Annotated in this window: 25 protein-coding genes, 1 tRNA gene and 1 pseudogene; 18 read left to right on the forward strand and 9 right to left on the reverse strand. The window is 63.6% G+C overall.

The window, feature by feature from the left end; translation table 11 throughout:
• Nucleotides 1–88: 88 nt before the first annotated feature.
• Together QTI66_RS07350 and QTI66_RS07355 are read right to left on the reverse strand one after the other, a co-directional pair.
• The gene (locus QTI66_RS07350) at nt 89–508 is read right to left on the reverse strand and encodes an SWIB/MDM2 domain-containing protein (protein ID WP_286558530.1); all 420 of its coding nucleotides are present in this window, start codon (nt 506–508) and stop codon (nt 89–91) included.
• Nucleotides 509–641: 133 nt separating this feature from the next.
• Nucleotides 642–1,532: a DMT family transporter gene (locus tag QTI66_RS07355; protein WP_444814972.1), complete on the reverse strand. Its 891-nt coding sequence runs from the start codon at nt 1,530–1,532 to the stop codon at nt 642–644.
• A gap of 92 nt (nt 1,533–1,624) precedes the next feature.
• On the opposite strand from QTI66_RS07355, the gene QTI66_RS07360 reads away from it, so the two are divergent.
• The 11 genes from QTI66_RS07360 (at nt 1,625) to QTI66_RS07410 (ending at nt 12,064) form a co-directional block, all read left to right on the forward strand.
• The gene (locus QTI66_RS07360; protein WP_286558535.1) at nt 1,625–2,044 is read left to right on the forward strand and encodes a gamma-glutamylcyclotransferase family protein; all 420 of its coding nucleotides are present in this window, start codon (nt 1,625–1,627) and stop codon (nt 2,042–2,044) included.
• Between the two features lie 236 nt (nt 2,045–2,280).
• Complete coding sequence (gene aceA / locus QTI66_RS07365) at nt 2,281–3,612, forward strand: isocitrate lyase (RefSeq protein ID WP_286558538.1); 1,332 nt, start codon at nt 2,281–2,283, stop codon at nt 3,610–3,612.
• Between the two features lie 313 nt (nt 3,613–3,925).
• Nucleotides 3,926–5,833 (forward strand): threonine--tRNA ligase, encoded by a 1,908-nt coding sequence (gene thrS / locus QTI66_RS07370; RefSeq protein WP_286558540.1) that lies wholly within the window; start codon nt 3,926–3,928, stop codon nt 5,831–5,833.
• A 99-nt stretch (nt 5,834–5,932) separates the two neighbouring features.
• Nucleotides 5,933–6,535: a translation initiation factor IF-3 gene (gene infC / locus QTI66_RS07375; protein WP_286559048.1), complete on the forward strand. Its 603-nt coding sequence runs from the start codon at nt 5,933–5,935 to the stop codon at nt 6,533–6,535.
• A gap of 136 nt (nt 6,536–6,671) precedes the next feature.
• Nucleotides 6,672–6,875 (forward strand): 50S ribosomal protein L35, encoded by a 204-nt coding sequence (gene rpmI / locus QTI66_RS07380; RefSeq protein WP_286558543.1) that lies wholly within the window; start codon nt 6,672–6,674, stop codon nt 6,873–6,875.
• A 24-nt stretch (nt 6,876–6,899) separates the two neighbouring features.
• The gene (gene rplT, locus QTI66_RS07385; protein WP_028253492.1) at nt 6,900–7,259 is read left to right on the forward strand and encodes a 50S ribosomal protein L20; all 360 of its coding nucleotides are present in this window, start codon (nt 6,900–6,902) and stop codon (nt 7,257–7,259) included.
• A gap of 122 nt (nt 7,260–7,381) precedes the next feature.
• Nucleotides 7,382–8,458 (forward strand): phenylalanine--tRNA ligase subunit alpha, encoded by a 1,077-nt coding sequence (pheS, locus tag QTI66_RS07390; protein WP_286558546.1) that lies wholly within the window; start codon nt 7,382–7,384, stop codon nt 8,456–8,458.
• A 182-nt stretch (nt 8,459–8,640) separates the two neighbouring features.
• The gene (gene pheT / locus QTI66_RS07395) at nt 8,641–11,064 is read left to right on the forward strand and encodes a phenylalanine--tRNA ligase subunit beta (RefSeq protein ID WP_286558547.1); all 2,424 of its coding nucleotides are present in this window, start codon (nt 8,641–8,643) and stop codon (nt 11,062–11,064) included.
• Nucleotides 11,065–11,087: 23 nt separating this feature from the next.
• The gene (locus QTI66_RS07400; RefSeq protein WP_286558549.1) at nt 11,088–11,438 is read left to right on the forward strand and encodes an integration host factor subunit alpha; all 351 of its coding nucleotides are present in this window, start codon (nt 11,088–11,090) and stop codon (nt 11,436–11,438) included.
• Between the two features lie 65 nt (nt 11,439–11,503).
• A complete protein-coding gene (locus QTI66_RS07405) occupies nt 11,504–11,962 on the forward strand; it encodes a MerR family transcriptional regulator (protein WP_286558551.1) in 459 nt (152 codons plus the stop codon).
• Nucleotides 11,963–11,987: 25 nt separating this feature from the next.
• Nucleotides 11,988–12,064: transfer RNA gene (locus QTI66_RS07410), tRNA-Pro, on the forward strand.
• 177 nt (nt 12,065–12,241) lie between these two features.
• Here QTI66_RS07410 and QTI66_RS07415 read toward each other — a convergent pair.
• Both QTI66_RS07415 and QTI66_RS07420 read right to left on the reverse strand, forming a co-directional pair.
• Nucleotides 12,242–12,841, reverse strand: a complete 600-nt coding sequence (locus QTI66_RS07415; protein WP_286558552.1) for a hypothetical protein — start codon at nt 12,839–12,841, stop codon at nt 12,242–12,244.
• A gap of 252 nt (nt 12,842–13,093) precedes the next feature.
• The gene (locus QTI66_RS07420) at nt 13,094–13,582 is read right to left on the reverse strand and encodes an arsenate-mycothiol transferase ArsC (protein ID WP_286558553.1); all 489 of its coding nucleotides are present in this window, start codon (nt 13,580–13,582) and stop codon (nt 13,094–13,096) included.
• 74 nt (nt 13,583–13,656) lie between these two features.
• Here QTI66_RS07420 and QTI66_RS07425 point away from each other — a divergent pair.
• From QTI66_RS07425 to QTI66_RS07455, 7 genes and pseudogenes are all read left to right on the forward strand, one after another.
• Nucleotides 13,657–13,836: pseudogene (locus QTI66_RS07425) on the forward strand (hypothetical protein); the annotation flags it as partial.
• 237 nt (nt 13,837–14,073) lie between these two features.
• The gene (locus QTI66_RS07430; protein WP_286558556.1) at nt 14,074–14,898 is read left to right on the forward strand and encodes an STAS domain-containing protein; all 825 of its coding nucleotides are present in this window, start codon (nt 14,074–14,076) and stop codon (nt 14,896–14,898) included.
• A gap of 3 nt (nt 14,899–14,901) precedes the next feature.
• Entirely contained in the window at nt 14,902–15,276 is a 375-nt protein-coding gene (locus QTI66_RS07435; RefSeq protein WP_286558557.1) for an STAS domain-containing protein, read from the forward strand.
• A 13-nt stretch (nt 15,277–15,289) separates the two neighbouring features.
• Nucleotides 15,290–15,670 carry an anti-sigma regulatory factor gene (locus QTI66_RS07440; RefSeq protein ID WP_444814973.1) on the forward strand — a complete coding sequence of 127 codons (381 nt, stop codon included), beginning with the start codon at nt 15,290–15,292 and terminating at the stop codon, nt 15,668–15,670.
• Nucleotides 15,661–16,692 (forward strand): ATP-binding protein, encoded by a 1,032-nt coding sequence (locus QTI66_RS07445; RefSeq protein WP_286558560.1) that lies wholly within the window; start codon nt 15,661–15,663, stop codon nt 16,690–16,692. The genes QTI66_RS07440 and QTI66_RS07445 overlap by 10 nt, the downstream gene beginning before the upstream one ends.
• Nucleotides 16,689–17,591, forward strand: a complete 903-nt coding sequence (locus QTI66_RS07450) for a sensor histidine kinase (protein ID WP_286558562.1) — start codon at nt 16,689–16,691, stop codon at nt 17,589–17,591. Before QTI66_RS07445 ends, QTI66_RS07450 begins: the two co-directional genes overlap by 4 nt.
• Before the next feature lie 2 nt (nt 17,592–17,593).
• Nucleotides 17,594–19,576, forward strand: a complete 1,983-nt coding sequence (locus QTI66_RS07455; protein ID WP_286558563.1) for a hybrid sensor histidine kinase/response regulator — start codon at nt 17,594–17,596, stop codon at nt 19,574–19,576.
• 50 nt (nt 19,577–19,626) lie between these two features.
• On the opposite strand, the gene QTI66_RS07460 is transcribed toward QTI66_RS07455, so the two are convergent.
• The 5 genes from QTI66_RS07460 to QTI66_RS07480 all read right to left on the reverse strand — a co-directional run bounded on the left by QTI66_RS07460 (nt 19,627) and on the right by QTI66_RS07480 (nt 25,330).
• The gene (locus QTI66_RS07460; protein ID WP_286558565.1) at nt 19,627–20,625 is read right to left on the reverse strand and encodes a transketolase family protein; all 999 of its coding nucleotides are present in this window, start codon (nt 20,623–20,625) and stop codon (nt 19,627–19,629) included.
• Entirely contained in the window at nt 20,625–21,464 is an 840-nt protein-coding gene (locus QTI66_RS07465) for a transketolase (protein WP_286558566.1), read from the reverse strand. Before QTI66_RS07465 ends, QTI66_RS07460 begins: the two co-directional genes overlap by 1 nt.
• 39 nt (nt 21,465–21,503) lie before the next feature.
• Nucleotides 21,504–23,384 (reverse strand): TRAP transporter large permease, encoded by a 1,881-nt coding sequence (locus QTI66_RS07470; RefSeq protein WP_286558568.1) that lies wholly within the window; start codon nt 23,382–23,384, stop codon nt 21,504–21,506.
• 121 nt (nt 23,385–23,505) lie between these two features.
• Nucleotides 23,506–24,537: a TRAP transporter substrate-binding protein gene (locus QTI66_RS07475; protein WP_286558569.1), complete on the reverse strand. Its 1,032-nt coding sequence runs from the start codon at nt 24,535–24,537 to the stop codon at nt 23,506–23,508.
• A 43-nt stretch (nt 24,538–24,580) separates the two neighbouring features.
• A complete protein-coding gene (locus QTI66_RS07480; protein ID WP_286558571.1) occupies nt 24,581–25,330 on the reverse strand; it encodes an SDR family NAD(P)-dependent oxidoreductase in 750 nt (249 codons plus the stop codon).
• Between the last annotated feature and the right edge of the window lie 153 nt (nt 25,331–25,483).

Raw genomic sequence — 25,483 nt, forward strand, 5'->3', positions numbered from 1 at the left:
GGCCCGACACGCCCTCTGCAGACGAAAAAAAGCCGGCTTGCGCCGGCTTTTTGATTCGCACCCCTGAAGGAGAGCGAAGGCTTTCGTCTTACTTGACGTGCTTGCCGATGAGGGCAGCCAGTTCGAACATCGACACTTGCGGCTTGCCGAAGATTTCCTTCAGCTTTGCGTCGGCGTTGATGTTGCGCTTGTTGGCCTTGTCCTGAAGGTTGTTCTTCTTGATGTAGTCCCACAGCTTGCTGACCACAGCGGTGCGCGGCAGCGGCGTGGAGCCGACGACGGCAGCCAGTGCGGGGCTGGGGGTCAAGGCCTTCATGAACGCAGCGTTGGGGGTGCGCTTCTTGGCGGCGGCCTTCTTGGCGGGAGCCTTCTTTGCAGGAGCAGCAGCCTTCTTCGCAGGAGCAGCCTTCTTGGCCGGTGCGGCCTTCTTTGCAGGAGCAGCCTTCTTTGCGGGAGCGGCCTTCTTTGCCGGCGCTTTCTTGGCCGGAGCCTTCTTTGCAGTTGCCATGGTTGATTTCCTTTTTTGGATTAGAGATTCACCAATGAAAAACGCTCTCTTCCACTGGCATTGCGGATGCTAAAGGAGAAGAAACGCGTTTCCAAGGGAAACGGGCACTTTTTCATTGGGAGTTGTTGTTTTTCTAGAGGGAAGCAACAGTGCTTTTTGAGACGCGGCGCGATGGCCATGTCGCCAGCACCACGCCAAGCAGCGCTGCAGCGAACGCGAGCAACTGCGCCATGGCCAGTTTTTCGCCCAGGAAGAGCACGCCCACGAGGGCCGCGCTGACCGGAAGCATCACCGTGAAAACCCCAGCTTGCGATGCCGGCACGCTGCGCAGGCCCGTCATCCAGAGCCACACGGTCCAGATGCTTGCGGCCAATGCATAGACGATGAGGAAGAGCCACAGGCCCGTTCGCACCGAGCCGAAGTCGAAGTGCAGCGCGTACCAGATGCCAAAGGGCGTCGACAGCACGAAGCCCCACAGGTTGATGAGCGAAGAGATGCGCTTGGGCCCCAGGCGCCCCGTGAGCGACTTGCCGATCACTGCATAGGAGGCCTCGCATAGCACCGCGCAGAACACCAGCGTATTGCCCAGCCACGGTATCGGCGCGTGCGAGCCGCCGCCTGAAGACTCCGCCGTGTGCGCCGGTGCAAGGGCGAGCAGTCCGATGCCCAGCGCCGCGCAGGCAATGGCCAGCATCACCCGCACCGTGATGCGCTCGCGCAGGAAGATCCAGCTGATGAGCGCGACCACCGCCGGAATCGCCGCCATGATGACCCCGGCCGACACGGCACTCGTCATGCTCACGCCGAACAGCATGCAGATCGAGAACATGAAGTTGCCGAGGAAGGACTCAAGGAATACGAGCCCGCGCGTGCGGCGCGTCATGGCCGGCTCATCAGGCGGCTTGCGCAGCCAGTGGGGCATGGCCAGCGCCGCGATGCCGAAGCGCAGCCACGCGAGCAGCAGCACAGGCATCGCCGCCACCAGCGGCTTGGACAGGGCCACATAGCTGCCGACCAGCGACATGCTGAGTGCAAGGCAGGCGTAGGCAACGATGCGTGGGGGGTGGTGGTGAGAGGGGTTCAATGCGATGCGGGCATGTGAGCGAAACTCGGCCGATGATGCTCCAAGCCCCTTGCGACCCCGCATCCCATGCGCCTGCACCACGCTACGTGTTCGTCTACGGCACCTTGCGCGCGGGCGGCAGCAACGACATCGCCCGCTTCAGCCCCGCTCCTGAACGGATCGGGGAGGGCGAGATTGCAGGCACGCTGTATGACTTGGGCGCCTATCCGGGTGCGAGGCTGGATGGGGCAGGGCGCGTGCGCGGCGAGATCTACCGCATCGTGCCCGCCCTTGAAGTGCAACTGGATCGGCTCGAAGAAGTCTTGCCCAATGACGAAGGCGAGTACCGCAAGCGCGAGCTTCGCATCGACGTGGGCCATGAGTCCCTGAACTGCCTCGTTTACGAGATCCAGCTCGACCGCTGCGCCGGAAAGCGCGTGATCAAGAGCGGTGACTGGTTCCAACGCGGCTGAACTCCCGCTCGTTTCATGTCTGCAAACGACATTCCATATTGCGAAAACACACTCTGTTGCAGCGCAATAAATTTCTCAATACAAGAAAAATAATTTCGCATTGAGAAAAGCGCTCGTAAGTCGTTGATTTTGCTCAGCGAAAAATATGTCTTCTATAAGACATAAGAGTTGAAGTCGCGGGTACATTTACGTCCAAGGCCACGCGGCCGAACGATCAATCAACACTCGGAGTGAACATGCCCCAAACCATCACGGAACAACTGAGCCGCGAACAGCAGATCGCCGCCCTCGAAAAAGACTGGGCGACCAACCCCCGCTGGAAGGGCGTCAAGCGCGGCTACAGCGCCGCCGACGTCGTGCGCCTGCGCGGCTCGCTGCCCATCGAGTACACGCTTGCCAAGCGCGGCGCTGAAAAGCTCTGGGAAAAGGTCAACGGCGGCGCCAAGAAGGGCTACGTCAACTCGTTCGGCGCCATCAGTGCTGGCCAGGCCATGCAGCAAGCCAAGGCCGGCCTCGAAGCCGTGTACCTGTCGGGCTGGCAAGTCGCCGCTGACGGCAACACCTCCGAAACCATGTACCCCGACCAGTCGCTCTACGCGTACGACTCGGTGCCCACCATGGTTCGCCGTATCAACAACACCTTCAAGCGCGCTGACGAAATTCAGTGGGGCCGCAACATCAACCCGGGCGACAAGGAATTCATCGACTACTTCCTGCCCATCGTTGCTGACGCAGAAGCCGGTTTCGGCGGCGTGCTCAACGCCTTCGAACTCATGAAGAACATGATCGCCGCTGGCGCTGCGGGCGTGCACTTCGAAGACCAGTTGGCTGCCGTCAAGAAGTGCGGCCACATGGGTGGCAAGGTGCTCGTGCCGACGCATGAAGCTTGCGAAAAGCTGATCTCGGCCCGTTTCGCTGCCGACGTCATGGGCGTGCCCACCATCGTTCTGGCCCGCACCGACGCGGAAGCCGCCAACCTGATCACGTCAGACCACGACGCCAACGACAAGCCCTTCCTGACGGGCGAGCGCACGCAAGAAGGCTTCTACCGCGTCAAGAACGGCCTGGAACAAGCCATCAGCCGCGGCGTTGCCTACGCACCGTATTCGGACCTGGTCTGGTGCGAAACCGGCGTGCCGGACATCGGCTTCGCCCGTGAGTTCGCGCAAGCCGTGCACGCCGCCTGCCCGGGCAAGCTGCTGTCGTACAACTGCTCGCCATCGTTCAACTGGAAGAAGAACCTCAACGACAGCCAGATCGCCTCGTTCCAGGAAGACCTGTCGGAACTGGGCTACAAGTACCAGTTCATCACGCTGGCCGGCATCCACATCAACTGGTTCAACACCTTCCAGTTCGCCCACGCATACGCCAACGGCGAAGGCATGAAGCACTACGTCAACATGGTGCAAGAGCCGGAATTCGCTGCACGCGACAAGGGCTACACCTTCGTGTCGCACCAGCAGGAAGTCGGCGCTGGCTACTTCGACGACGTGACCACCGTGATCCAGGGCGGTTCGTCCAGCGTCAAGGCGCTGACCGGCTCGACCGAGGAAGAACAGTTCCACTGATCGCATTCCAGCTGTCACATTCAAGCCCGGCCGCGTGCCGGGCTTTTTTTTGCCCCTGCCGTCGTGCCAAGACCGGTTACCACCGTTTCGGCCGGCTTTCGAGGCGCGCGGCTAGAATGCAGGCCTCTACTCTCAACAAGGGCGAGAAAGGCAATCTGGTTATGACACCGCGAACTACGGCAACCGTTTTCAACGGCTCTTTCTTTCAGGAAAGCGGCCGGTAGCCCGCGCACGCTGGTTTTCGCCAGCACTCAGAACCCGAGAAAGCGCGGCTCCCACCGCGCTTTTTGCTTTTTATCTCCAGAGGTTTTCCATGATCCAGATCACGCTTCCCGACAACTCGCAGCGCGAGTTTCCCGGCCCGGTTTCCGTGGCCCAAGTGGCCCAGTCCATCGGCCCCGGCCTGGCCAAGATGACGTTGGCCGGCAAGGTCGACGGCAAGCTGGTCGATGCCAGCGACATCATCGAGCACAGCGCCAAGCTGCAGATCATCACGCCCAAGGACGACGAGGGCCTGGAAATCATCCGCCACTCGACGGCTCACCTGGTCGGCCACGCCGTCAAGCAGCTCTTTCCGACGGCCAAGATGGTCATCGGCCCGGTGATCGACGAAGGCTTCTATTACGACATCTCGTACGAGCGCCCTTTCCATCCCGAGGACATGGCGGCCATCGAGGCGCGCATGCGCGAGCTGATTGCGCAGGACTACGACGTCGTCAAGAAGATGACGCCGCGCGCCGAAGTCATCGAGGTCTTCAAGTCCCGCGGCGAGGACTACAAGCTGCGCCTGGTCGAAGACATGCCCGACGAAAAGGCCATGGGCCTTTACTACCACCAGGAATACGTCGACATGTGCCGCGGCCCGCACGTGCCGAACACGCGCTTCCTGAAGGTTTTCAAGCTGACGAAGCTGGCCGGCGCGTACTGGCGCGGCGACGCGAAGAACGAGCAGTTGCAGCGCATCTACGGCACGGCCTGGGCTGACAAGAAGCAGCTCGACCAGTACATCCAGCGCATCGAAGAGGCTGAAAAGCGCGACCACCGCAAGCTCGGCCGCGAACTGGACCTGTTCCACATCGACGAAGTCGCGCCCGGCGTGGTGTTCTGGCACCCCAAGGGCTGGGCGCTGTGGCAGCAGGTCGAGCAGTACATGCGCAAGGTCTACCGCGACACGGGCTACCAGGAAGTGAAGGGCCCCCAGATCCTCGACAAGAGCCTGTGGGAGAAAACGGGCCACTGGCAGAACTACCGCGAGAACATGTTCGTGACGGAGTCGGAAAAGCGCGAATACGCGCTCAAGCCGATGAACTGCCCCGGCCACATCATGATTTTCAAGAGCGACCTGCGCAGCTACCGCGACCTGCCGATCCGCTACGGCGAGTTCGGCCAGTGCCATCGCAACGAGCCGAGCGGCGGCCTGCACGGCATCATGCGCGTGCGCGGCTTCACGCAGGACGATGGCCACATCTTCTGCACGGAAGACCAGATCCTGGAAGAGTGCGTCAACTACACGGCGCAGTTGCAGAAGGTCTACGCCGACTTCGGCTTCACGGACATTCTCTACAAGGTCGCGACGCGCCCGGACAATCGTGTCGGCTCCGACGATCTCTGGGACAAGGCGGAATTCGCCGTCATGGAGGCGCTGCGCCGCTCCGGCGTCGATTTCGTCATTGCCCCCGGCGACGGCGCCTTCTACGGTCCCAAGATCGAATACACGCTGAAAGACGCGATCGGCCGCCAGTGGCAGTGCGGCACGATGCAGGTCGACTTCAACATGGCCGAGCGGCTGGACGGCGAATACGTCACGGAAACGAGCGGCCGCGCCTACCCCGTGATGCTTCACCGCGCCATCGTCGGCAGCCTGGAGCGCTTCATCGGGATGCTGATCGAGCACCATGCCGGCGCCATGCCCGCCTGGCTCGCCCCAATTCAGGTCGCGGTGCTCAATATCAGCGAGGGACAGGCCGAATATGCCGCCCAGGTAACAAAAGCGTTGCAGAATCAAGGGCTTAGAGTCCAGCTTGACCTGCACAACGAGAAGATTACGTATAAAATACGGAAGCATTCGTTGCAAAAGCTCCCTTACATCCTCGTCGTCGGAGACAAGGAAAAGGAAGCAGGTGCCGTCGCAGTGCGCGCCCGGGGCAATCTTGACCTCGGTGCGATGTCCCTTGAAGCTTTCTCCCAAAAGATCGCCGGGGACATTGAACACAAGCGTTGATTCCCGTTATGCGCCATAGCGCTGGTGAATCAATCTATTGGCTTGTGGGCGCGGGCTCTACGGCGTTCGCTACAAATTTTGTAGCAAAGTTATTAAAGGATTGAGACCATCGCTACTGCATTTCGCGACCGCCGCCACCGCGAGGAACGGCAACACCGCCTGAACCGGGAAATCATGGCCCCGGAAGTCCGATTGATCGGGCCTGACAACGAGCAATTGGGCGTTGTGAGCTTGGCTGAGGCTCTGCGCCTCGCCGGCGAGGCCGACGTGGACCTGGTGGAAGTTGTTGCGGCAGCTACACCGCCTGTCTGCCGGCTGATCGAGTACGGAAAGTTCAAGTACCACGAGCAGAAAAAGGCGGCCGAAGCGAAGTCCAAGCAGAAGGTCATCGAGGTCAAGGAAATCAAGTTCCGGCCCGGTACCGACGATGGCGACTACAACATCAAGATGCGCAACATCCGGCGTTTTCTTGATGACGGCGACAAGTGCAAGATCACGCTCCGTTTCCGCGGCCGCGAAATCACGCACCAGGAACTCGGTCTGGCGCTCTTGCAGCGCATTCGCGATGAGCTCGGCGACACCATCATGGTAGAGCAATTCCCGAAGCTTGAGGGTCGGCAGATGATCATGATGATCGCGCCGGGCCGCAAGAAGCCCGGGGCTGCCAAGCCGGCAGCCGCCGAGCAGCCGGCAACGGCCTGAGTTCGCCAGCAAGCGATTCGAAGGGATTTCGCCCCGGCCTGCAAAGGCGGGGGCGGGATGAAGAAGTGTCTCGGGGCCAACAAGTCCAAGGAAGAAATCCTCGGCGCCTCACGAGCACAAATTAAAGGAGCATTCAATGCCCAAAATGAAGACCAAGAGCAGCGCGAAAAAACGTTTCCGCGTTCGTCCCGGTGGCACCGTCAAGCGCGGTCAAGCCTTCAAGCGTCACATCCTGACCAAGAAGACCACCAAGAACAAGCGCCACCTGCGTGGCTCCGTGACGGTGCATGAAACCAACATGGTTTCGATGGCCGCCATGTTGCCCGGCATGGGCATTTAATCAAGACGAACAAGGAGTACTCACATGCCTCGCGTCAAACGTGGTGTAACGGCTCGCGCCCGCCACAAGAAGGTTCTCGCACTCGCCAAGGGTTTCCGCGGTCGTCGCGGCAATGTCTTCCGCATCGCCAAGCAGGCGGTGATGAAGGCAGGCCAATACGCCTACCGTGATCGCCGCACCAAGAAGCGTGTGTTCCGTCAATTGTGGATCGCGCGTATCAACGCCGCCTCGCGTGAACTGGGCCTGACCTACAGCCAGTTCGCCAATGGCATCCGCAAGGCTGGTATCGAGATCGACCGCAAGGTCCTGGCCGATATCGCCGTGCACGACAAGGCCGCTTTTGCCGGCATCGTGGAGCAGGTCAAGGCCAAGCTGGCTGCTTGATCCCTGCACGTCGGGCCGCTGCCATTCGTGGCAACGGCCTGCGCCCACGGTAACAGGGCTGGCGCTTGAAAAAGCTCCAGCCCTTTTTTGTTTTTCCTCATATCCCGCTCCTGAAGAATTCCATGAACGAGTTGGACACCCTGGTCGACAACGCACGCGAAGCATTCGCCAACGCGAAGGCTCCCGCGGACCTCGAGAACGCCAAGGCGCTGTTTCTCGGCAAATCCGGCCGCATCACCGAAATGATGAAGGGCATGGCCCAGTTGTCGGTCGATGAGAAGAAGTCGCGCGGTGCAGCCATCAACGTGGCCAAGCAGGCCATCGAGGCCGCACTGACCGAGCGCCGCCAGCAGCTGGCCGACGAAGAACTCAACGTCCAACTGCGCGCTGAAGCGCTGGACGTCACCCTGCCTGGACGCCGCCGCGTGGCGGGCGGCCTGCACCCGGTGAGCCGCACCATGGAGCGCATCGAGGCCATCTTCTCCAGCATGGGTTTCGACGTGGCCGACGGCCCCGAAATCGAGAGCGACTGGCACAGCTTCACCTCGCTCAACAACCCGCCGAACCATCCTGCACGCTCGATGCAGGACACCTTCTACGTCGACATCGACGGTGAAGACGGCATTCCGTACAACCTGCGCCCGCACACGAGCCCGATGCAGGTTCGCTATGCGCACCAGCAGATCAAGAAGCACGCCGCGCAGTTCGAAGCAGCGGCGGGCGACCCAACGGGCACGGCGCAGGCGCCCGAGATCCGCGTGATCGCGCCTGGCCGCACCTACCGCGTGGACAGCGACGCCACGCACTCGCCCATGTTCCACCAGTGCGAAGGCCTGTGGCTCGGCGCGAACGTGAGCTTCAAGGACCTGAAGGTCGTCTTCACCGACTTCTGCCGCACCTTCTTCGAGACGGACGACCTGGTGCTGCGCTTCCGGCCCAGCTTCTTCCCGTTCACGGAGCCGAGCGCCGAGATCGACATCCAGTTCCAGAGCGGCCCGTTGGCCGGGCGCTGGCTCGAAGTCGCGGGTTCGGGGCAGGTGCACCCGCAAGTCGTGCGCAACATGGGGCTGGACCCCGAGCGCTACATCGGCTTTGCCTTCGGCATGGGCCCGGACCGCCTGACGATGCTGCGCTATGGCGTGAACGACCTCCGTCTTTTCTTCGACGGCGACCTGCGGTTCCTCAGCCAGTTTCAATAAAGCGATGAAGCTTGCCCCTTGCCCCGATCTTCACTCCCTCTCCCTCCGGGACAGGGCAGGGGTGAGGGCAACTGCCTTCAAACAAGCGCAGACTTACCCAATCGCCCGCTGGCCTCATTCCAATCCTCTCCCGCAGGGAGAGGGAAGAAGTCAGCCGCATCCCAACGTTCTGGATTTTTGAAATGCAATTCCCCGAGTCCTGGTTGCGCGAGTTCTGCAACCCGCCGCTCACGAGTGAACAACTGGCCGAAACGCTCACCATGGGCGGCTTCGAGGTCGAAGAGCGCCGTCTTGCCGCGCCGCCGTTCACCAGGATCGTTGTTGGTGAAATCAAGGAAGCCGCCCAGCATCCCAATGCCGATCGCCTGCGCGTGTGCCAGGTCGACGTGGGTCAGGGCGCGCTGCTGAACATCGTCTGCGGTGCGCCGAACGCACGCGTGGGCATCAAGGTGCCTTGCGCGCTGGTGGGCGCCGAACTGCCGCCCGGTGAAGACGGCAAGCCTTTCGAGATCAAGCTCGGCAAGCTGCGCGGCGTCGAGAGCCAGGGCATGCTGTGCTCGGCGCGCGAACTCAAGCTGAGTGAAGACCATGGCGGCCTGCTGGAACTCGCGGGCGACACGCCCGTTGGCGCCGACATCCGCGACGTGCTCAAGCTCGACGACATGCTGCTTACCCTCAAGCTCACGCCGAACCTGGCGCATGGCCTGAGCGTCTATGGCATTGCGCGCGAGCTGTCGGCGATCACCGGCGCGCCGTTGAACCTGCCCAGGGTCCGCAACGCGGAGGTGACGCACGCGGCCAAGCTGGCAGTGAAGGTCGAAGCGCCGGATCTGTGCGGCCGCTTCTCCGGCCGCGTGATCCAGGGCGTGAACACGCAGGTGCAAACGCCCGCATGGATGGTCGATCGCCTCGCGCGTTGCGGCCAGCGCAGCGTGTCGCCACTGGTGGACGTGTCGAACTACGTGATGTTTGAATACGGCCAGCCTTCGCACATCTTCGACGCGGACAAGATCCATGGCGGCCTCACGGTGCGCTGGGGGAAGCCGGGCGAGCAGCTCAAGCTGCTGAACGGCAACACGGTCACGGTCGATGAAAAAGTCGGCGTGATCGCCGATGAGCGCGAAGTCGAGTCCCTCGCCGGCATCATGGGCGGCGACGCCACCGCCGTGTCCGATTCGACGCGCAACATCTACGTCGAGGCCGCCTTCTGGTGGCCGGAATCGATCCAGGGCCGTTCGCGCCGCTTCAATTTCAACACCGATGCGGGCCACCGTTTCGAGCGCGGCGTCGATCCGAGCCGCACCGTCGAGATCATCGAGCGCATCACGCAACTGATTCTCGAGATCTGCGGCGGCCAGCCCGGCCCCATCGACGACCAGACGCTGAAGTTGCCCGAAGCCAAGCCGGTGACGCTGCGCGTGGCGCGCGCCGCCCGAGTGATCGGCATGCCGCTGACCCAGTCGCAGTGCGTCGATGCATTGCGCCGCCTTGGCCTCGCGATCCGGGAAGGCGAGGGCACGCTGGTCGTCACGCCGCCGCCGCATCGCTTCGACATCACGATCGAAGAAGACCTGATCGAAGAAGTCGCGCGTCTCATCGGGTACAACAACCTGCCAACAACGGCGCCGCTGGCGCCCATCACCGCGCGCATCCGTCCGGAAGCGCAACGAAGCCGCTTTGCCATTCGCCATCGCGCGGCGGCACTGGGCTATCAGGAAACGATCAACTTCAGCTTTGTCGAAGCGCATTGGGAGGCTGAACTGGCGGGCAATGCCGACCCGGTCAAGCTGCTCAACCCCATCGCCAGCCAGATGAGCGTGATGCGCTCGTCGCTGCTCGGCTCGCTGCTGCAAGTGCTGAAGTTCAACCTCGACCGCAAGGCCGCGCGCGTGCGCGTGTTCGAAGCGGGCCGCGTGTTCATGCGCGATGCGAGCGTCGAGACGACGGACAGCACCGTCAAGGGCATTCGCCAACCGATGCGTCTCGCCGGCCTTTCTTGGGGCGACGCCGAGGAATCGCGCTGGGATGGCAAGCCGCTCCGCACCGACTTCTTCGACGCCAAGGGTGATGTGGAAGCGTTGCTGGCGCCACTGGTGCCCACCTTCGAAGCGGTTGAGCATCCCGCCCTGCACCCCGGCCGCGCTGCACGCGTGTTGCTGGACGGGCGCGACATCGGCGTGGTGGGCGAGTTGCACCCACGCTGGCGCCAGAAGTGGGAGTTGCCACACGCGCCCATGCTGTTCGAACTCGACCTCGATGCGGTCGAAGCGCGTCCTGTGCCCGTCGCGCAGCCCGTGCCCAAGCACCAGGCCGTGGAGCGCGACATTGCCGTGGTGGTCGCCGAATCGGTGACGCACGCTGCGCTGATGCAGGCCATCCATGCCGCATCGACCAATGGCCTGTTGCAACAGGCCACGCTGTTCGACATCTACCGTCCGCAAGCCGGCGCGTCGAGCGCCGCCGTGGCGCAGGGCGAAAAGAGCATGGCCGTGCGCATGACCTTCAACGGCGCAAGCGCTACCCTCACCGACGAGCAGGTCGAGCCGGCGGTGCGCGCCGTGATCGATTCGCTGAGCCAGAAACTCGGTGCGCGCCTGCGCGGATAAAAAAAGAGACGACGAAAGAGGCCATGGAAATCACGATCGAAGCCACCGAAACGCCGGCGCTCACCAAGGCGCACCTGGCCGACTTGCTGTTCGAGCAGATCGGCTTGAACAAGCGCGAGTCCAAGGACATGGTGGAGGCCTTTTTCGAGCTCATTTCCACAAGCCTCATCGACGGCCAGGACGTGAAAATCTCGGGTTTCGGCAACTTCCAGATCCGCACCAAGGCGCCGCGTCCGGGCCGCAACCCGCGCACCGGCGAGGCGATTCCCATCGGCGCGCGACGCGTCGCGACCTTCCATGCGAGCGCCAAGCTCAAGGAACAAATCCAGGGAAGCATCTCCGAAGAAGTCGAATGGAGCCTTGGATCTGAATAAGATTCTTTGCGCGCCTTGTGCGCGTGGAGTAACCTTGAGGTTTCCTCTGCACGGTCTTGATTTCAATGGAGAAAACGCTCCCACCGATCCCGGTCAAACGCTACTTCACGATTGGTGAGGTGGGCGAGCTTTGCGGCGTGAAGCCGCATGTGCTGCGCTACTGGGAGCAAGAGTTCACGCAGCTTCGCCCGATGAAGCGGCGCGGCAACCGCCGTTACTACCAGCACCACGAAGTGCTGATGATCCGCCGCATCCGCGACCTGCTGTATGACCAGGGCTTCACCATCAGCGGCGCGCGCAACAAGTTGCAAGAGCTGGCGCAAAGCGAGCGCGACAAGCGCAAGACCGGTGACATGCCGCTCGAGGGCGTGGAAGCCATCGAGATCGACCAGGAAGAGTTTGACGCCGCGGTGCACGAGGAAGAGTTCGCCGAAGCGGCCGCTCAACCCGTGGCGCTGTCGCAGCTTCAACAGCTTCGCCGCGAACTCTTTGAAATTCGCGAGCTGCTGACCTTCAATCGTTAATTCGTCAGGCTATAATCAAAGGCTTCGGTGTGTGGCGCAGCCTGGTAGCGCACTTGCATGGGGTGCAAGGGGTCGAAGGTTCGAATCCTTTCACACCGACCAAAATCGTTAGATAGATCAACGGGTCAGGGCCAATCGTCCTGACCCGTTTTTCTTTGGGTTTGGCAAATGGTGGGTTCTTTGACTAACCCACCCATTCAGTCCTTCCCACGCCCCCAGTGGCAGCACGTGGGCCGTGGGGCCGCGACGCCGCTCAGGCCAACGACGGCCCGCGCCGCCTCAACTGCGCTTCGGGTTCGGCGTCATCGCCAGGCTGTTGGACAGCAGCTTCGCCAGAAAAGCTTTCGCGTCGTCCCAGGTCATCGGGGCGGTCCAGGACGCGAAGGCCCATCCGTATTCGTTGACGGCCCGCGATGGCCCCACGCCGCCCTTGAGCGCTTGCGTCATCCCGATGTTGAAGAAGCTGCGTTCGGGGTCGACGTCCTTGAACTTGACCCCGGAAATGGTCTCTCGGCGGGCACCCGTGTGCATCTTGACCATCACCCCGCCATAGGCGCAGAACCATTCGGGGTTCGGGTCGCTGCTCAAAGCCTTCTGCTCCTGCGACACGAGCGGTCTCGTTCCCGAGATCACATCGCGCACAAACTGTAGAGCTTCCGCATCGGTCATGGTCTTGCCTCCTGTCCGCAAGCATTTGCGGGACGCCCGGCGCGGGCGGGTTGCAACGGAGATTAGCATCCAGCCAACACCAAGCCAATCGTCAAAAGTCCACAGCCGAGGCTGCGCAAATACCTTGACAACCCGGACATCGCCCCATGAGGTCGATTCGCAAGACAGCGACGTCCCGGACGTTTCAATGACGCCGTTGATGCCGGGCACCCCCAGAGGCAAGTGACAGCCGCCGGCTCGAGGATCCGACCTTCATTGGGTCGGCGCCGAAGCAACCTCTACCATCACCAGCGGGCTGTCCCTTCGTATTCTGGACTGCGCGTCTTACAGGGGCGTGAACACAGGCGACCTTCTGCTGGCTTGCAGGCCTTGTATGAATGACGCGGCGGCGCCGAAGGCCTGCGCCTCGTGCAAGAAACCGCAGCTCACGCAGCGCATGCACAAAAGCGCTGGCCGTGGCGCCTAGGCCATATGACCCAGGTCCCGCAAGTCGGATTGAATCGCAGCCGAATCCGCTTCGTGAAGCGCAAGGTTGACGAGGAGCTCGAGGCGGCGCTGCAACGCAAAAAGGGTCCGAACCGCAACCTGGGTGGCGAGTTGGGCGTCGTCCAGCGCTGCCGCATCTTCAAATGACCACAGCGCGCAGATCGGTTGCCCGGGCCATGCGGGCTGGCTGGCCAGGGTGCGTTCGTCGAGCGTGACCACAAAATCGAGCTTCGGAGAACTCATGCGCGATATGTCGGTCCACGGCCGCGGCGGCGATGCCGGCACCGCAATCCGTGCGCTCTTCAGTGCGGCGATGGCAGCCGGATGCGGGGCTCGGCTGACGTGGCCAGGCTGGCCGCAGGACTCGGCCACGAACAAATGCCCCCCGATGTGCATCAGGCAAGCCTGCGCCAGCACGCTGCGAAGCGAGTTGCGCTGCGATACAAAGAGAATGCGTTTTGACACTTCGAAGCAACTATATCGAAGTGCGCCTCAGATCCGCAACGTGACGCGGGGCATGTCAGTCAAAGCCGGGTTGGTACCTCGTGGCCACCGACGACCGCATGATCCCGACGCCTGCGCAGCGGCTGATGTTTAAGCGCGCAGGTGCCACCGTGGTGGAAACCGGTGGCAGCCACGCGGTCTACGTGTCCAGGCCGCAAGCCGTTGCCGATCTCATCAAGCAGGCCGCATCGAAGAGCCTGGTCGCGGCCCGGTAAGCCCGTCAGCTGAACGCTGCCTGCCGAACGATCGCGGGCAGCGTTTTGTCTTTCAGATCATCGCGTTCCTTGTCTTCGGCCCTTGCGAGTTGCAACGACGAATGCGCGCCCATCTCGCGCATGAAGCGTAGGCGCTGGCTGACAGCCCGTGCGATGGAAGGGGGCTAGGATCAGCCGGCCCGCAAACTGCGGGCTTTGTTTCGCCTTGCCGACCCCCATCCACCCCACAAGGAACACATGCACACCGAGGACGACCTGCTTTTGAACGCACTCAAGGGCGACGAAGGTGCCATCATCGACGCCTGGTTGGCCGAGGCCAAAGTCAAGGATGCACGCCAGCGAATCGAAGCCGTCGAGATCCTTCGGCTGTTGCGCGAGGCACTGGCTTCAAAGGCAGATTCGAACCGGCTGGAAGCGCCCGAATGGGCTGGCCTGCGCTCCGCCCTGTCGGATCTGTCCGCATCGCGTGCGGCGCAGGGGCAGTCGGCGGGCGATACGAGTGACTTCGTGCTGGCGCTCAAGAAGCCGTTGTTCGGGGCCGTGGGCGCGAAGGGCGGCGAGGGGCTCGCGCCGGCGCTGTGGCTCGTTTCCAGAACGGTCGACAAGCTGGCCCAGCACACCGTGACCACCTTCCAGGAGGCGCGCGAGAACATCATCCGTCGCCAGCAGGAAGAACTGCTGGAGCTTTCCACGCCGGTGGTCAAGCTGTGGGAAGGCGTTCTGGCCGTTCCCATGATCGGCGTGCTGGACAGCAGCCGAACCCAGATGGTGATGGAGGCCCTGCTGCAAAAGATCGTCGAGACGGGCTCCGAACTCGCGATCATCGACATCACGGGCGTGCCGACGGTCGACACCCTCGTCGCCCAGCATCTGCTCAAGACGGTGAGCGCCATCCGGTTGATGGGCGCGGATTGCATCATCAGCGGCATCCGTCCCCAGATCGCCCAGACCATCGTGCACCTGGGCATCGACCTGCAAGGCGTGAGCACCAAGGCCACCCTGGCCGATGCGCTGTCCCTGGCCCTGCTACGCACGGGCTGGCGCGTCGCCAAGGCGGCCTGATCCATGGACCGCATTCCCATCCTGCGCATGGGCAAGACGCTGCTGGTCACCATCCAGGTGGACATGCAGGACCAGACTGCCCTCACGCTCCAGGACGACCTCGCCGGACAGATCGCCAGGACCGGCGCCAACGGCGTGATGATCGACATCTCGGCGCTGGAAATCGTTGACTCCTTCGTGGGCCGCATGCTCAGCACCATTTCAGGCATTGCGCGCATCCTCTCGGCCACCACGGTGGTCGTGGGCATGCAGCCAGCCGTGGCCATCACCCTCGTGGAACTGGGACTGTCGCTTGAAGGCGTCCGCACGGCGCTCAACGTCGAACGGGGCATGGCCCTGCTCGACCGGGCCCGCGAGGAGGCCCGAGTTGGAAGCTGACCCTACCGGCAGCATGCCCCTGCTCTCGGAGCAGAACATCGTGGCCAGCCGGCAGATGGTCCGTACCCTTTGCCAATCGCTCAAGTTCAGCCTGGTCGACCAGACCAAGATGATCACGGCCGCCAGCGAGTTGTCGCGCAATGCGCTCATCCATGGCGGCGGGGGCCGCATGCGATGGGAACTCGTGGAGCGCAATGGCCGGCGCGGCCTGCAACTGCATTTCGAAGACGAGGGGCCCGGCATTGACGACCTGAGCCTGGCCATGTCCGACGGCTGGACCAGCGGCAGCGGCATGGGCCTGGGCCTGCCGGGCAGCAAGCGGCTGGTCAACGATTTCGACATCGACTCCGCGCCGGGGCGGGGCACTCGCGTGAGCATCACCAAGTGGAAGTGATCGCCGGCTGGACGCACAGGGCGTTCCCCATCGACGACCCGAGCCGGGTGGGCGAAGCGCGGCGCCATGCCGCCCATTTGGCGCAGGCGCTGGCGCTGCCCGAAATCGAGGCAGGACGGCTGGCGTTGATCGTGACCGAATTGGGCACGAATCTCCTGAGACATGCGCGCAAGGGCCGCCTGCTCATCGCGGCGCGACCGTCCATGAACGACGTCGAAGTGCTCTCCATTGACGAAGGACCGGGCATCGCGGACCTGCCGCTCGCCATGCGGGATGGCCATTCGTCGGGCAGCACGCCTGGCACGGGCCTGGGCGCCGTCCGCCGGCTGGCCACGCAGTTCGACATGCATACCGCGGTGCCCGAGGGCACCGTGTGCGTCGCCCGCGTCGGGAAGCCGCCTGCAGAGGGGACTCCGCGCGAGAAGAACGGGAGTGCCTTCGCGATCGGCGCGGTGTGTCTGCCAGTCACGGGCGAAATCGAATCCGGCGATGGCTGGGCCGCCGCCTTCGAAGGATCAGCCGCACGCGTGATCGTCGCCGACGGCTTGGGCCACGGCCCGGAGGCGGCCAAGGCCTCGCGCGCCGCAACGGCCGCCTTCTCGCGCCAGCCGTTTGCCGCCTTGCGCGAAACCATCCAGACTGCGCACGTGGCTTTGCAGACAACCCGAGGAGCAGCCGTTTGCGCGGCGGCCCTCGACGCCGACGCGTCGTCACTGTCGTATTCAGGCGCCGGCAACGTGGTGGGCCGCGTGGTGTCGGGCGTGTTCGACAAATCGCTGGTCACGCAGCATGGCACGGCTGGCATGCAGATTCGCCGGCCCGAAGAGACAACACTCGAATGGCCCGAGCACGCGCTGGTGGTGCTGCACAGCGACGGCATCGACACGCGCTGGAAGGCGCAAGGCATCGCACCCTTGTTGACGCGCGACCCCGCACTGGTGGCGGCGCTGCTGCTGCGCGACCACACCCGCCAGCGCGACGACGCCACGGTGGTGGTGCTGCGCCGAAGGAGCGATGCATGACCGCGCCCGCAACCCCCGGCAAACACGCCGAAGAACCATCCGCCGAAGCGCTCGCTGCGCAACTGGCCGTCAGCCGCCAAGAGGCGGACGACCTGCGCATTGAACTGGAAGAGACCAACCGCGGCGTGGTCGCGCTCTATGCCGAACTGGACGCGCAGGCCGAGCAGCTGCGCCAGGCCACCGAACTCAAGAGCCGCTTCCTGGCGTACATGAGCCACGAGTTCCGCACGCCCATCAGCGCCATTCGGAGCATCACGCGCCTGCTGAACGACGGTATGGACGGCCCGCTCAACGAGGAGCAGCAAAAGCAGATCCGCTTCATCGAGACATCGGCCACTGAATTCGCGGAGATGGTCGACGACCTGCTCGACCTGGCCAAGATCGAAGCGGGCCGCGTCGAGATCTCGCCGGCCTGGTTCGAGATGGTGGACTTGTTCTCGGCCTTGCGCGGCATGTTCAAGCCGGTGCTGAGCAACCCCGACACGGCGCTGATCTTCGAGGAGCCATCGCAGTTGCCGCGCCTGTACACCGACGACCGCCGGCTCTCGCAGATCCTGCGCAACTTCATCTCCAACGCGCTGAAGTTCACGGCGCGCGGCGAAGTGCGGGTGGCGGCCACGCGCTTCGGCGACGACCAGGTGCAATTTTCCGTGTCAGACACGGGCATCGGCATCGCGCCGGAGCATCATGCGGCTGTGTTCGACGATTATTCCCAAGTGGACTCGCCGGTGCAAAAGCGCCTGCGCGGCACCGGGCTGGGTCTGGCCCTGAGCAAGCACCTGGCGCAACTGTTGGGCGGCAGGGTCACGATCGCCAGTGAACTGGGCAAGGGCTCGGTGTTCTCGGTCATCGTGCCGGTGCAACTGGACAAGGCCGCGGCACCGCCGCAGGAGCCATAGCGATGGTCACGGCCGTCATCAACAGCACCATCGACCGCGCACGGCATCGCGTGCTGGTGGTGGACGACAACCCCACCACGCGATATGCCACGGAGCGCGTCATCCGCGCGGCCGGCTTCCAGACCGCCGAGGCCAGCACGGGACGCGAGGCCATCGATCTCTCGGCCGAGCGCATCTCTGCGGTGGTGCTGGATGTGCACCTGCCCGACATCAACGGCTTCGACGTGTGCCGCTCCATTCGTTCGGTGCATTCCACCGCGACGCTGCCGGTCATCCATCTGTCGGCCACCTTCATCCGCAACGAGGACAAGGTGGCGGGTCTGGATGCCGGGGCGGATGCATACCTGATCCACCCCGTCGAGCCGCCGGTGCTGATCGCGACCTTGCAGGCGCTTATTCGCGCGCGCATGGCGGAAGACCGGCTGCGCGACAGCGAGGCGCGCTTTCGGGCGATCTACAACCAGGCGCCGACGGGCATGGCCTTGATCGACGGCGAAGGGCGCTTTGCAGACGTCAATCCCGCGCTCATGCGGATGCTGGACCGCACGCAGTCCGACCTGATGGGCCAGCCCGTGGCTTCTTTCGCGCCGGACGACTGGGTGACTTTCGTGCAAGGCAAGACGGCCCATTCGCTGACGGATGAAAGCGTGTGGCATGGCGAGTTTCCGTTGCTGCGTCCCGACGGCGGCGAGGTGCGCCTGGAGTGGACGATGTCCAGCGCCATCGAGCCGGGGCTGCGCATCGGCATCGCACTGGACGTGTCGGAGCGCTTCGAGCTGGAACAGCGCCGCCTCGACGTGCTCGAGCGCGAGACGGCGGCCCGGCTGGCAGCGGAACGGCACAGCCGCACCAAGGACGACTTCGTGGCCGTGCTGTCGCACGAGTTGCGAAACCCGCTCAACGCCATCGCGGGCTGGGTGCACCTGCTCAACACGCGGCCGCGAACGCCCGAGTTGCTGGAAAAGGGACTGGTGTCGATCGACCGCAGCGTCAAGGCGCAAGCCCTGCTCATCTCCGACATCCTGGACGTCTCGCGCATCAGCTCGGGCAAGTTGCGCCTGCATCGCGAGTGGATCGAGCCGGGCGGCCTGGTGTCGGCTTCGATCGATGCGCTTTCCAGCTCCGCGGCTGCACGGCAACTGCAGGTGCAGTTCGTGCACGAAGGCATTCAGGAGCCAGCCTGGCTGGACCCGACGCGCTTCCAGCAGATCGTGTGGAACTTGCTGTCGAACGCGATCAAGTTTTCGGGCGAGGCGGGCGTGATCCAGATCAAGCTGCGGCGCCAGGCGGACCGGTTGCACCTGTCCATCCGGGACGAGGGTCGCGGCTTCTCACGGGAGTTCCAGGATCATCTGTTCGACCGCTTTGCCCAGAGTGATGCACCGGACAACCGCCATCATGGCGGCCTTGGCCTGGGACTTTCGATCGTGCGCAACCTCGCTGAACTTCATGGAGGCCAGGCGACTGCCTACAGCGCGGGCGAAGGGCAGGGCGCCACCTTCGAGGTATTCCTGTTGGTGACGCCCCCCGGCGACGAGGAATTCAACCCGGCGGGCGAAGGCGCGGTCGTCGTGAACCCCGGCGACCGCCACCTGCAGGGGCTGGACATCCTGGTCGTCGAGGACAACGTCGATGCCAGCGAGATCCTGCGCGTGGTGCTCTCCGACGCAGGCGCCGCCGTGCGCGTCGCCGCTGACTACGTGACGGCCTTGCAGATGGCCGAGCAGGCCTGGCCCCGGATCCTGGTGAGCGACATTGGCCTGCCCGGGCGCGACGGCTATGACCTGATTCGCCAACTGCGGCACCTGGGGCAGTCGAACGGCTACGACAGGTTCTTCGCGATTGCGCTGACGGCTTTCTCGCGTCCGCAAGACCAGGGCAAGGCATTCGAAGCCGGCTTTGATGCACACCTCACGAAGCCGTTGCAGCCGCATGCACTGATCGCCTTGATTGCGGATCGCGGGGTGCATGCTTCGGCGGCTTGAACGGCGACGGCGGCGCTCCCATCGAAGTGGCGCCGCCGCCCGTCAGCGGCCTATACCCAGCCCTTGATCTGCTGGCTCATCGCCAGCGTCGAGATGCCGTAGCGGTCGTGCAGCGTCGGCAATGCCCCGGCGTCGAGGAAGGCGTCCGGCAAGGCGATCTGGCGAAACGCCGTCGTCACGCCCGAGCGCATCAGGAGACACGCGACCGCTTCGCCCAAGCCGCCGATCACCGAATGGTTCTCCGCCACCACGACGAGCCTGCCCAGTCGCCGGACCTCGGCGAGGATCGTCGCCTCGTCGAGTGGCTTGATCGTCGGCACGTGCAGCACCGCGACGTCGATGCCATCGGCTTGCAACTGTTGCGCGACTTCCAGCGAACGCATCGTCATGAAGCCGCTCGAAATCACCAGCACGCTCTTGCCGTCACGAATGAGCTTGGCCTTGCCGAGCTCGAACTTGTAGTCGTACTCGTCCAGCACCAGCGGCACGTTGCCGCGCGGCAGGCGCATGTAGACCGGGCCTTGGTGGTCCGCCATCTGCGGAACCGCCTGCTCGATGTCCAGCGCATCGCAAGGATCGATGATCGTCAGGCCCGGAATGCCGCGCATCAGCGCCAGGTCTTCAGTCGCCTGATGGCTCGGCCCATAGCCGGTGGTCAGGCCTGGCAGCGCGCAGCACATCTTCACGTTGAGGTTCTCTTCGGCAATGACCTGGTGCACGAAGTCGAAGGCCCGACGGGTGCCGAAGACCGCGTACGTCGTCGCAAAAGGAATGAAGCCTTCCTTGGCCATGCCGCCCGCGGCGGCCATCAACAATTGCTCGGCCATGCCCATCTGGAAGAAGCGCTCCGGGTACTCGTTGGCGAACAGGTGCAGGTCGGTGTACTTGGCCAGGTCGGCCGTCATGCCGACGATCTCCGGGCGATTGCGTCCCAGCTCGACCAGGGCCTTGCCGAAGGGCGCCGCCTTGACGCGCTGGCCCTCGCCGGCGATGGAGGCAATCATGGCCGAGGTCTTGAGACGCGGCTTCTTTTCGGTAACGGCATTCATTATTTGGCTCCTTCGGTTTGCGTGCTGTCGGTGTGGGCGATGGCCTGTTGCCATTCGGGCGGATCCACGCGGATGAAATGGTTCTTGTCGCGGCTCTCGAGGAAGGGGACTCCCTTGCCCATCAAGGTGTCGAACAGGATGACGCGCGGCTTTTCTTCCTTGAGCGCGCGGGCCGCATCGAAGGCGGCGATGACGGCCGGCATGTCGTTGCCATTGACGCGCTGCACGTGCCAGCCGAAGGCCGTCCATTTGTCGGCCAGCGGCTCGAAGCCCATGATCTTTCCGGACGGGCCGTCTGCCTGCTGGTTGTTGATGTCGATCAGGCAGATCAGGTTCGTCAGCCGGTGGTGGGCGGCGCCCATCGCGGCCTCCCAGGTCGATCCTTCGTCCAGTTCGCCGTCGGACATCGAGTTGTAGACGAAGGCGGGGTTGTTCTTCAAACGCAGTCCGAGGGCCATGCCGACGGCAATGGGAAGCCCTTGGCCGAGTGAGCCACCGGACATTTCCATGCCGGGCGTATAGGTGACCATTCCCGACATCGGCAAGCGGCTGTCGTCGCTGCCATAGGTTTCGAGTTCCTCTTCGGAAATGATCCCGGCCTCGATCAGCGCTGCGTACGCGGCGATCGCGTAATGGCCGTGGGACAGCAGGAAGCGGTCGCGGCCTTCCCATTCGGGATCCTCGGGCCGGTAGGTCATGGCGTGCTTGTAGGCCACGGCGAGCACATCGGCCCAGCCCAGCGCCTGGCCGATGTAGCCCTGGCCCTGGACTTCGCCCATCTGCAGTGCGTAGCGGCGAATGCGGTAGGCGCTTTGTTGAAGTGTCGACAAGTCAGTCATTGAAATCTCCTTGCTTGAGTGGAAATGGGAGGTGAAGGGTCAAAGGAAACCAGTGGAGATCCACGGGATCGCAGCCACCAGAACCGTTCCGAGGAACAAGGCAACCATGTAGCCCACGATCGGCTTCATGCCCTCGTTCGGATGGATGCGGCTGATGGCGCACGCCGCGTAGTACCCGACGCCGAAGGGCGGCGCGAAAAGGCCGATGCCCATGGCGAGCGTCACGACCATCGCGTAGTGCACTTCATGGATGCCGACCTGGCGTGCAATGGGAAAGAGCAGGGGGCCGAGCAGCACGATTGCCGGGATGCCTTCAAGCACCGAGCCGAGGATGATGAAAGCCAGCACCGAGACCGCCATGAAGGTGATCGCACCGCCCGGCAACGCTTTCATCGCGTCGGCCAGTGCGGTCGAGAAACCAGACTGGGTCAACGCCCAGGCCATGCCCGTGGCGGCGCCGATGATGAACAGGATCGAGCCCGAAAGCGATGCCGTGCTGACCAGCATCGGATACACCCGCTTCCAGTCGAACTGGCGGTACACCAGCAGCCCGGTGAGCACGGCGTAGACGATGCCGATGGTGGACACCTCGGTGGCCGTGGCAATGCCTTCGACCACCGCAGCGCGAATCACAACAGGCAGCGCAAGCGCGGGGACCGCAACCAGCAGCGACTTGCCGATCTCGCGCCCGGTCGCCTTGCGCACGCCGTCGAGCTTCTCGCCCCGATAGCGCCACCACACGAGCGCGGCCAACGTCGCACCCACCACCACACCGGGCAACAAGCCGCCGGTGAACAGGGCCGCAATGGAGACACCCGTCGCGGAGCCGATGGTGATCAGCACCAGCGAAGGCGGGATCGTCTCAGTCTGCGCACCCGTTGCGGAAAGCAGGGCCACCAGATCACCAGGCTTCGCACCGCGCTTGCGCATCTCCGGAAACAGCGCAGGTGCCACGGCTGCCATGTCGGCCGCCTTGGAACCCGAGATGCCCGAGACCAGGTACATCGCACCGATCAGCACATACGACAGCCCACCGCGCACATGCCCCAGCAGGTTCGCCAGGAAATTGACCATGGCGCGTGCAATGCCGGTCATCTCGATGAGCAGGCCCAGCAGCACGAAGAGCGGCACGGCCAGCAGGATGAGATGGCTCATGCCTTCGTCCATGCGGCCCACGACGACGACCGTCGGCGTGGTGGTCGTCAGCGCGATGTAGCCAAAGGTCGCCAGTCCGAACGCGAATGCGATGGGCAAGCCGAGCAGCACCATGGCGCCCACGCCGAACACGAAGAACAGCAGGAGATTCCAGTTGCCGAGCCCCTTCAGCAGCGGCCCCAGCAGCGCCATGGCGCCAATGACCAGGGCAACGGCGCCCAGCGCCAGCAACGCGTCCTTGAGTCGGGCAACGCGGAAGACCTGGACGATGCCGACGATCAACATCAGCCCCATGCCGATCGGCAGCGCCGCGGCTCGCCAGGAGTTCGGAATGCCCATCGCCGGCGTGGTGACGAACGCTTCGTCTGCTGCAAATTCATAGGCCGGGTGAACGACGAGCGAGAGGAAGGCAATGGCCGAAGCCATCGCGATCAGGTCCAGGAAGGCGCGTTTTCGCGGATCGAGCTTGCCGACGATCGCGGTCATGCGCATGTGCTCGCCACGCTGGAGCGCAACGATCGAGCCCAGCATCGCCAGCCAGAGAAACAGGATCGATGCCAGTTCGTCGGACCACACGAGCGGTTCATGAAAAAGGTAGCGACTTGTCACGCCCGCGAGAAGCACGGCCACTTCCGCCAGCACCAGCAGCGCGGCCGGAATTTCAACCAGCGTGGCCAACGCCTTGTTCACGGTCTCGAGCCAGGCAATCGGCTCACGGCGGCCTGTGTCCTGCACAAGCCCGGGATCATCATGAGGAATGTTCATAGCTTTCTTTCGTGCGAACGGCGGCCGCCGGCCTGCGCGGCGACGCGCGGCTTGCCGATCAAATATGGAGAGGGAATGAGCCACCACGACTCGCGCAAGCGCGCGGCGAGGTGGCGGGCAGTCAACCAAGCTTGCCGGAGACCTTTTCCAGCAGTTCCCAGGGCGCTGCGCCGTACTTCGACTTCCACTCGCCATAGAAGCCCGTGCTTGCCAGCTTCTTGCGGAAGTCGTCCTGCTGCACATCGACGAAGTTGATGCCCTTGGCCTTCAGGTCTGTCTGCAGGCTGGTGTTGAGCTTGGCCACATCCGCGCGCTGGTCGGTGGCGGACTTGTCGATCTCGCGCTTGATGACCTGCTGGACGTCTGCCGGCAGCTTGTCGAATGCGCGCTTGTTGCCCAGCACCCAGTAGCCGTCCCACACGTGGCCGGTCAGGCTGCAACTCTTCTGCACTTCATAGAGCCGCGCGGTCGCGATGATGGCGAGCGGGTTCTCCTGGCCTTCCACCACCTTCGTCTGCAAGGCGGTGTAGACCTCGTTGAAGTTGATGGGCGAGGGCGCCGCATCCAGTGCCTTGAACAGCGAGGTCAGCGGCGGCGCGGCAGGCACGCGCACCTTGAAGCCCTTCAGGTCGGCCGCGGTCTTGATCTCTTTTCCGGAAGAGGTCACGTGGCGGAAGCCGTTGTCCCAGATCTTCGAGACGGTGAAGATCGGCGTCTTCGCGATCTCGGCGCGGATGTGGTTGCCCAGGTCGCCGTCCATGGCCTTCCACACGTCGTCGTAGTTCCTGAAAGCGAAGCCAACGCTGGTGATGCCCGACACAGGCACGAAGGTCGACAGGATCAGCGACGAGAGGTTGAAGAACTCCACCGATCCGTTGCGAACCTGCGCCAGCAGGTCGGTGTCGCTGCCCAGCTGATTGGCCGGGAACAGCTTGATGTTGACCCGTCCCGACGTGGCCTCGCGGATGCGGTCCAGCGCTTCCTTGGCACGCACGTTGACGGGGTGCGTCGGGTCTTGTCCAGTGGCGTACTTGAGTTCGAATTCTGCAGCGTCTGCGCGATGCGAAATGATCGAAAACAGCGGCAGTGCCGCACTGGCGGCCAGCAACTGGCGGCGATTGAACTTGGTGGGGGTGAGCTTGGGCCCGGTCATGTCTGTCTCCTGTTCGTGGAATGAAAGCAAGCACGCGAATGACTCAATGGATCAACATGCCGCCGTTCACGTCGAGCGTGATGCCGGTGCAATACAGCGAGAGGTCGCTGGCAAGAAACACGCACGCGCCGGCGATGTCTTCGGCGCGGCCCAGGCGGGCGAGCGGAATGGTCTCGGCGATCTCGGCCTTCTTTTCTTCGGTGAGCTTGCCTTTGATGATGTCGGTGCCGATCAGGCCCGGCGTGATGCTGTTGATGCGGATGCCCTCGGGCCCGAACTCCCGCGCCATGGCACGCGCAAGACCCAGCACGCCGGCCTTTGCCGCCGAGTAGTGCGGACCGCCGAGAATGCCGCCGCCGCGCTGCGCCGAAACCGACGAGATGCACACGATCGATCCGCTGCCTTGCTCCTGCATGGCGGGCAGAACCGCCTGCGACATGTACAGGGTGCCGCGCAGGCTGACGTCGAGCACGCGGTCGTAGTCCGCGCCGCTGATCGCCAGGGTCTTGACCGGCTGCGTGATGCCCGCGTTGTTCACCAGCGCATCGATGCGGCCGAAGGCTTTCAGCACGGCCGCGGCCGCTGCGTCGCACGAGGCCTTGTCGGTCACGTCGGCAACGATGCCGAGGTGGTCAGGCCCGAGTTCCGCGGCCGCCGCGGCAGGCTCGGCGCGCTCCAGGTCGAGCACGGCGACGCGGGCGCCGTAAGAGGCCATCAGGCGCGCCGTGGCGAACCCGAGACCGTTGAGGCCGGCGCCGCCGGTGATGACGACAATTTTGTCCTTGAGAAGCATCGCTTTGTCTCCAGTGAGTGGGTGGTTTCCGAGTGCGGCCCCGACATGCAACTGTTGCCAGTGACCGCTGCAGCACGAAGAGGTTTGGCTGCATGGAGTGAATGGTCGCGACATGCGTGCATGACGACAAGCGATGTGTTTTCAGCCTAAGAT

The sequence above is a fragment of the Variovorax brevis genome (genome assembly GCF_030317105.1).
In the GTDB taxonomy this organism is placed as follows: Bacteria; Pseudomonadota; Gammaproteobacteria; order Burkholderiales; family Burkholderiaceae_C; genus Variovorax; species Variovorax brevis.

What these genes read in the sequence shown, in the direction of transcription:
- QTI66_RS07350 (WP_286558530.1), bottom strand. Translation starts at nt 508, where the DNA reads ATGGCAACTGCAAAGAAGGCTCCGGCCAAGAAAGCGCCGGCAAAGAAG.
- QTI66_RS07355 (WP_444814972.1), bottom strand. Translation starts at nt 1,532, where the DNA reads ATGTCGCTGGTCGGCAGCTATGTGGCCCTGTCCAAGCCGCTGGTGGCG.
- QTI66_RS07360 (WP_286558535.1), top strand. Translation starts at nt 1,625, where the DNA reads ATGATGCTCCAAGCCCCTTGCGACCCCGCATCCCATGCGCCTGCACCA.
- aceA (WP_286558538.1), top strand. Translation starts at nt 2,281, where the DNA reads ATGCCCCAAACCATCACGGAACAACTGAGCCGCGAACAGCAGATCGCC.
- thrS (WP_286558540.1), top strand. Translation starts at nt 3,926, where the DNA reads ATGATCCAGATCACGCTTCCCGACAACTCGCAGCGCGAGTTTCCCGGC.
- rpmI (WP_286558543.1), top strand. Translation starts at nt 6,672, where the DNA reads ATGCCCAAAATGAAGACCAAGAGCAGCGCGAAAAAACGTTTCCGCGTT.
- rplT (WP_028253492.1), top strand. Translation starts at nt 6,900, where the DNA reads ATGCCTCGCGTCAAACGTGGTGTAACGGCTCGCGCCCGCCACAAGAAG.
- pheS (WP_286558546.1), top strand. Translation starts at nt 7,382, where the DNA reads ATGAACGAGTTGGACACCCTGGTCGACAACGCACGCGAAGCATTCGCC.
- pheT (WP_286558547.1), top strand. Translation starts at nt 8,641, where the DNA reads ATGCAATTCCCCGAGTCCTGGTTGCGCGAGTTCTGCAACCCGCCGCTC.
- QTI66_RS07400 (WP_286558549.1), top strand. Translation starts at nt 11,088, where the DNA reads ATGGAAATCACGATCGAAGCCACCGAAACGCCGGCGCTCACCAAGGCG.
- QTI66_RS07405 (WP_286558551.1), top strand. Translation starts at nt 11,504, where the DNA reads ATGGAGAAAACGCTCCCACCGATCCCGGTCAAACGCTACTTCACGATT.
- QTI66_RS07430 (WP_286558556.1), top strand. Translation starts at nt 14,074, where the DNA reads ATGCACACCGAGGACGACCTGCTTTTGAACGCACTCAAGGGCGACGAA.
- QTI66_RS07435 (WP_286558557.1), top strand. Translation starts at nt 14,902, where the DNA reads ATGGACCGCATTCCCATCCTGCGCATGGGCAAGACGCTGCTGGTCACC.
- QTI66_RS07440 (WP_444814973.1), top strand. Translation starts at nt 15,290, where the DNA reads ATGCCCCTGCTCTCGGAGCAGAACATCGTGGCCAGCCGGCAGATGGTC.
- QTI66_RS07450 (WP_286558562.1), top strand. Translation starts at nt 16,689, where the DNA reads ATGACCGCGCCCGCAACCCCCGGCAAACACGCCGAAGAACCATCCGCC.
- QTI66_RS07455 (WP_286558563.1), top strand. Translation starts at nt 17,594, where the DNA reads ATGGTCACGGCCGTCATCAACAGCACCATCGACCGCGCACGGCATCGC.
- QTI66_RS07460 (WP_286558565.1), bottom strand. Translation starts at nt 20,625, where the DNA reads ATGAATGCCGTTACCGAAAAGAAGCCGCGTCTCAAGACCTCGGCCATG.
- QTI66_RS07465 (WP_286558566.1), bottom strand. Translation starts at nt 21,464, where the DNA reads ATGACTGACTTGTCGACACTTCAACAAAGCGCCTACCGCATTCGCCGC.
- QTI66_RS07470 (WP_286558568.1), bottom strand. Translation starts at nt 23,384, where the DNA reads ATGAACATTCCTCATGATGATCCCGGGCTTGTGCAGGACACAGGCCGC.
- QTI66_RS07475 (WP_286558569.1), bottom strand. Translation starts at nt 24,537, where the DNA reads ATGACCGGGCCCAAGCTCACCCCCACCAAGTTCAATCGCCGCCAGTTG.
- QTI66_RS07480 (WP_286558571.1), bottom strand. Translation starts at nt 25,330, where the DNA reads ATGCTTCTCAAGGACAAAATTGTCGTCATCACCGGCGGCGCCGGCCTC.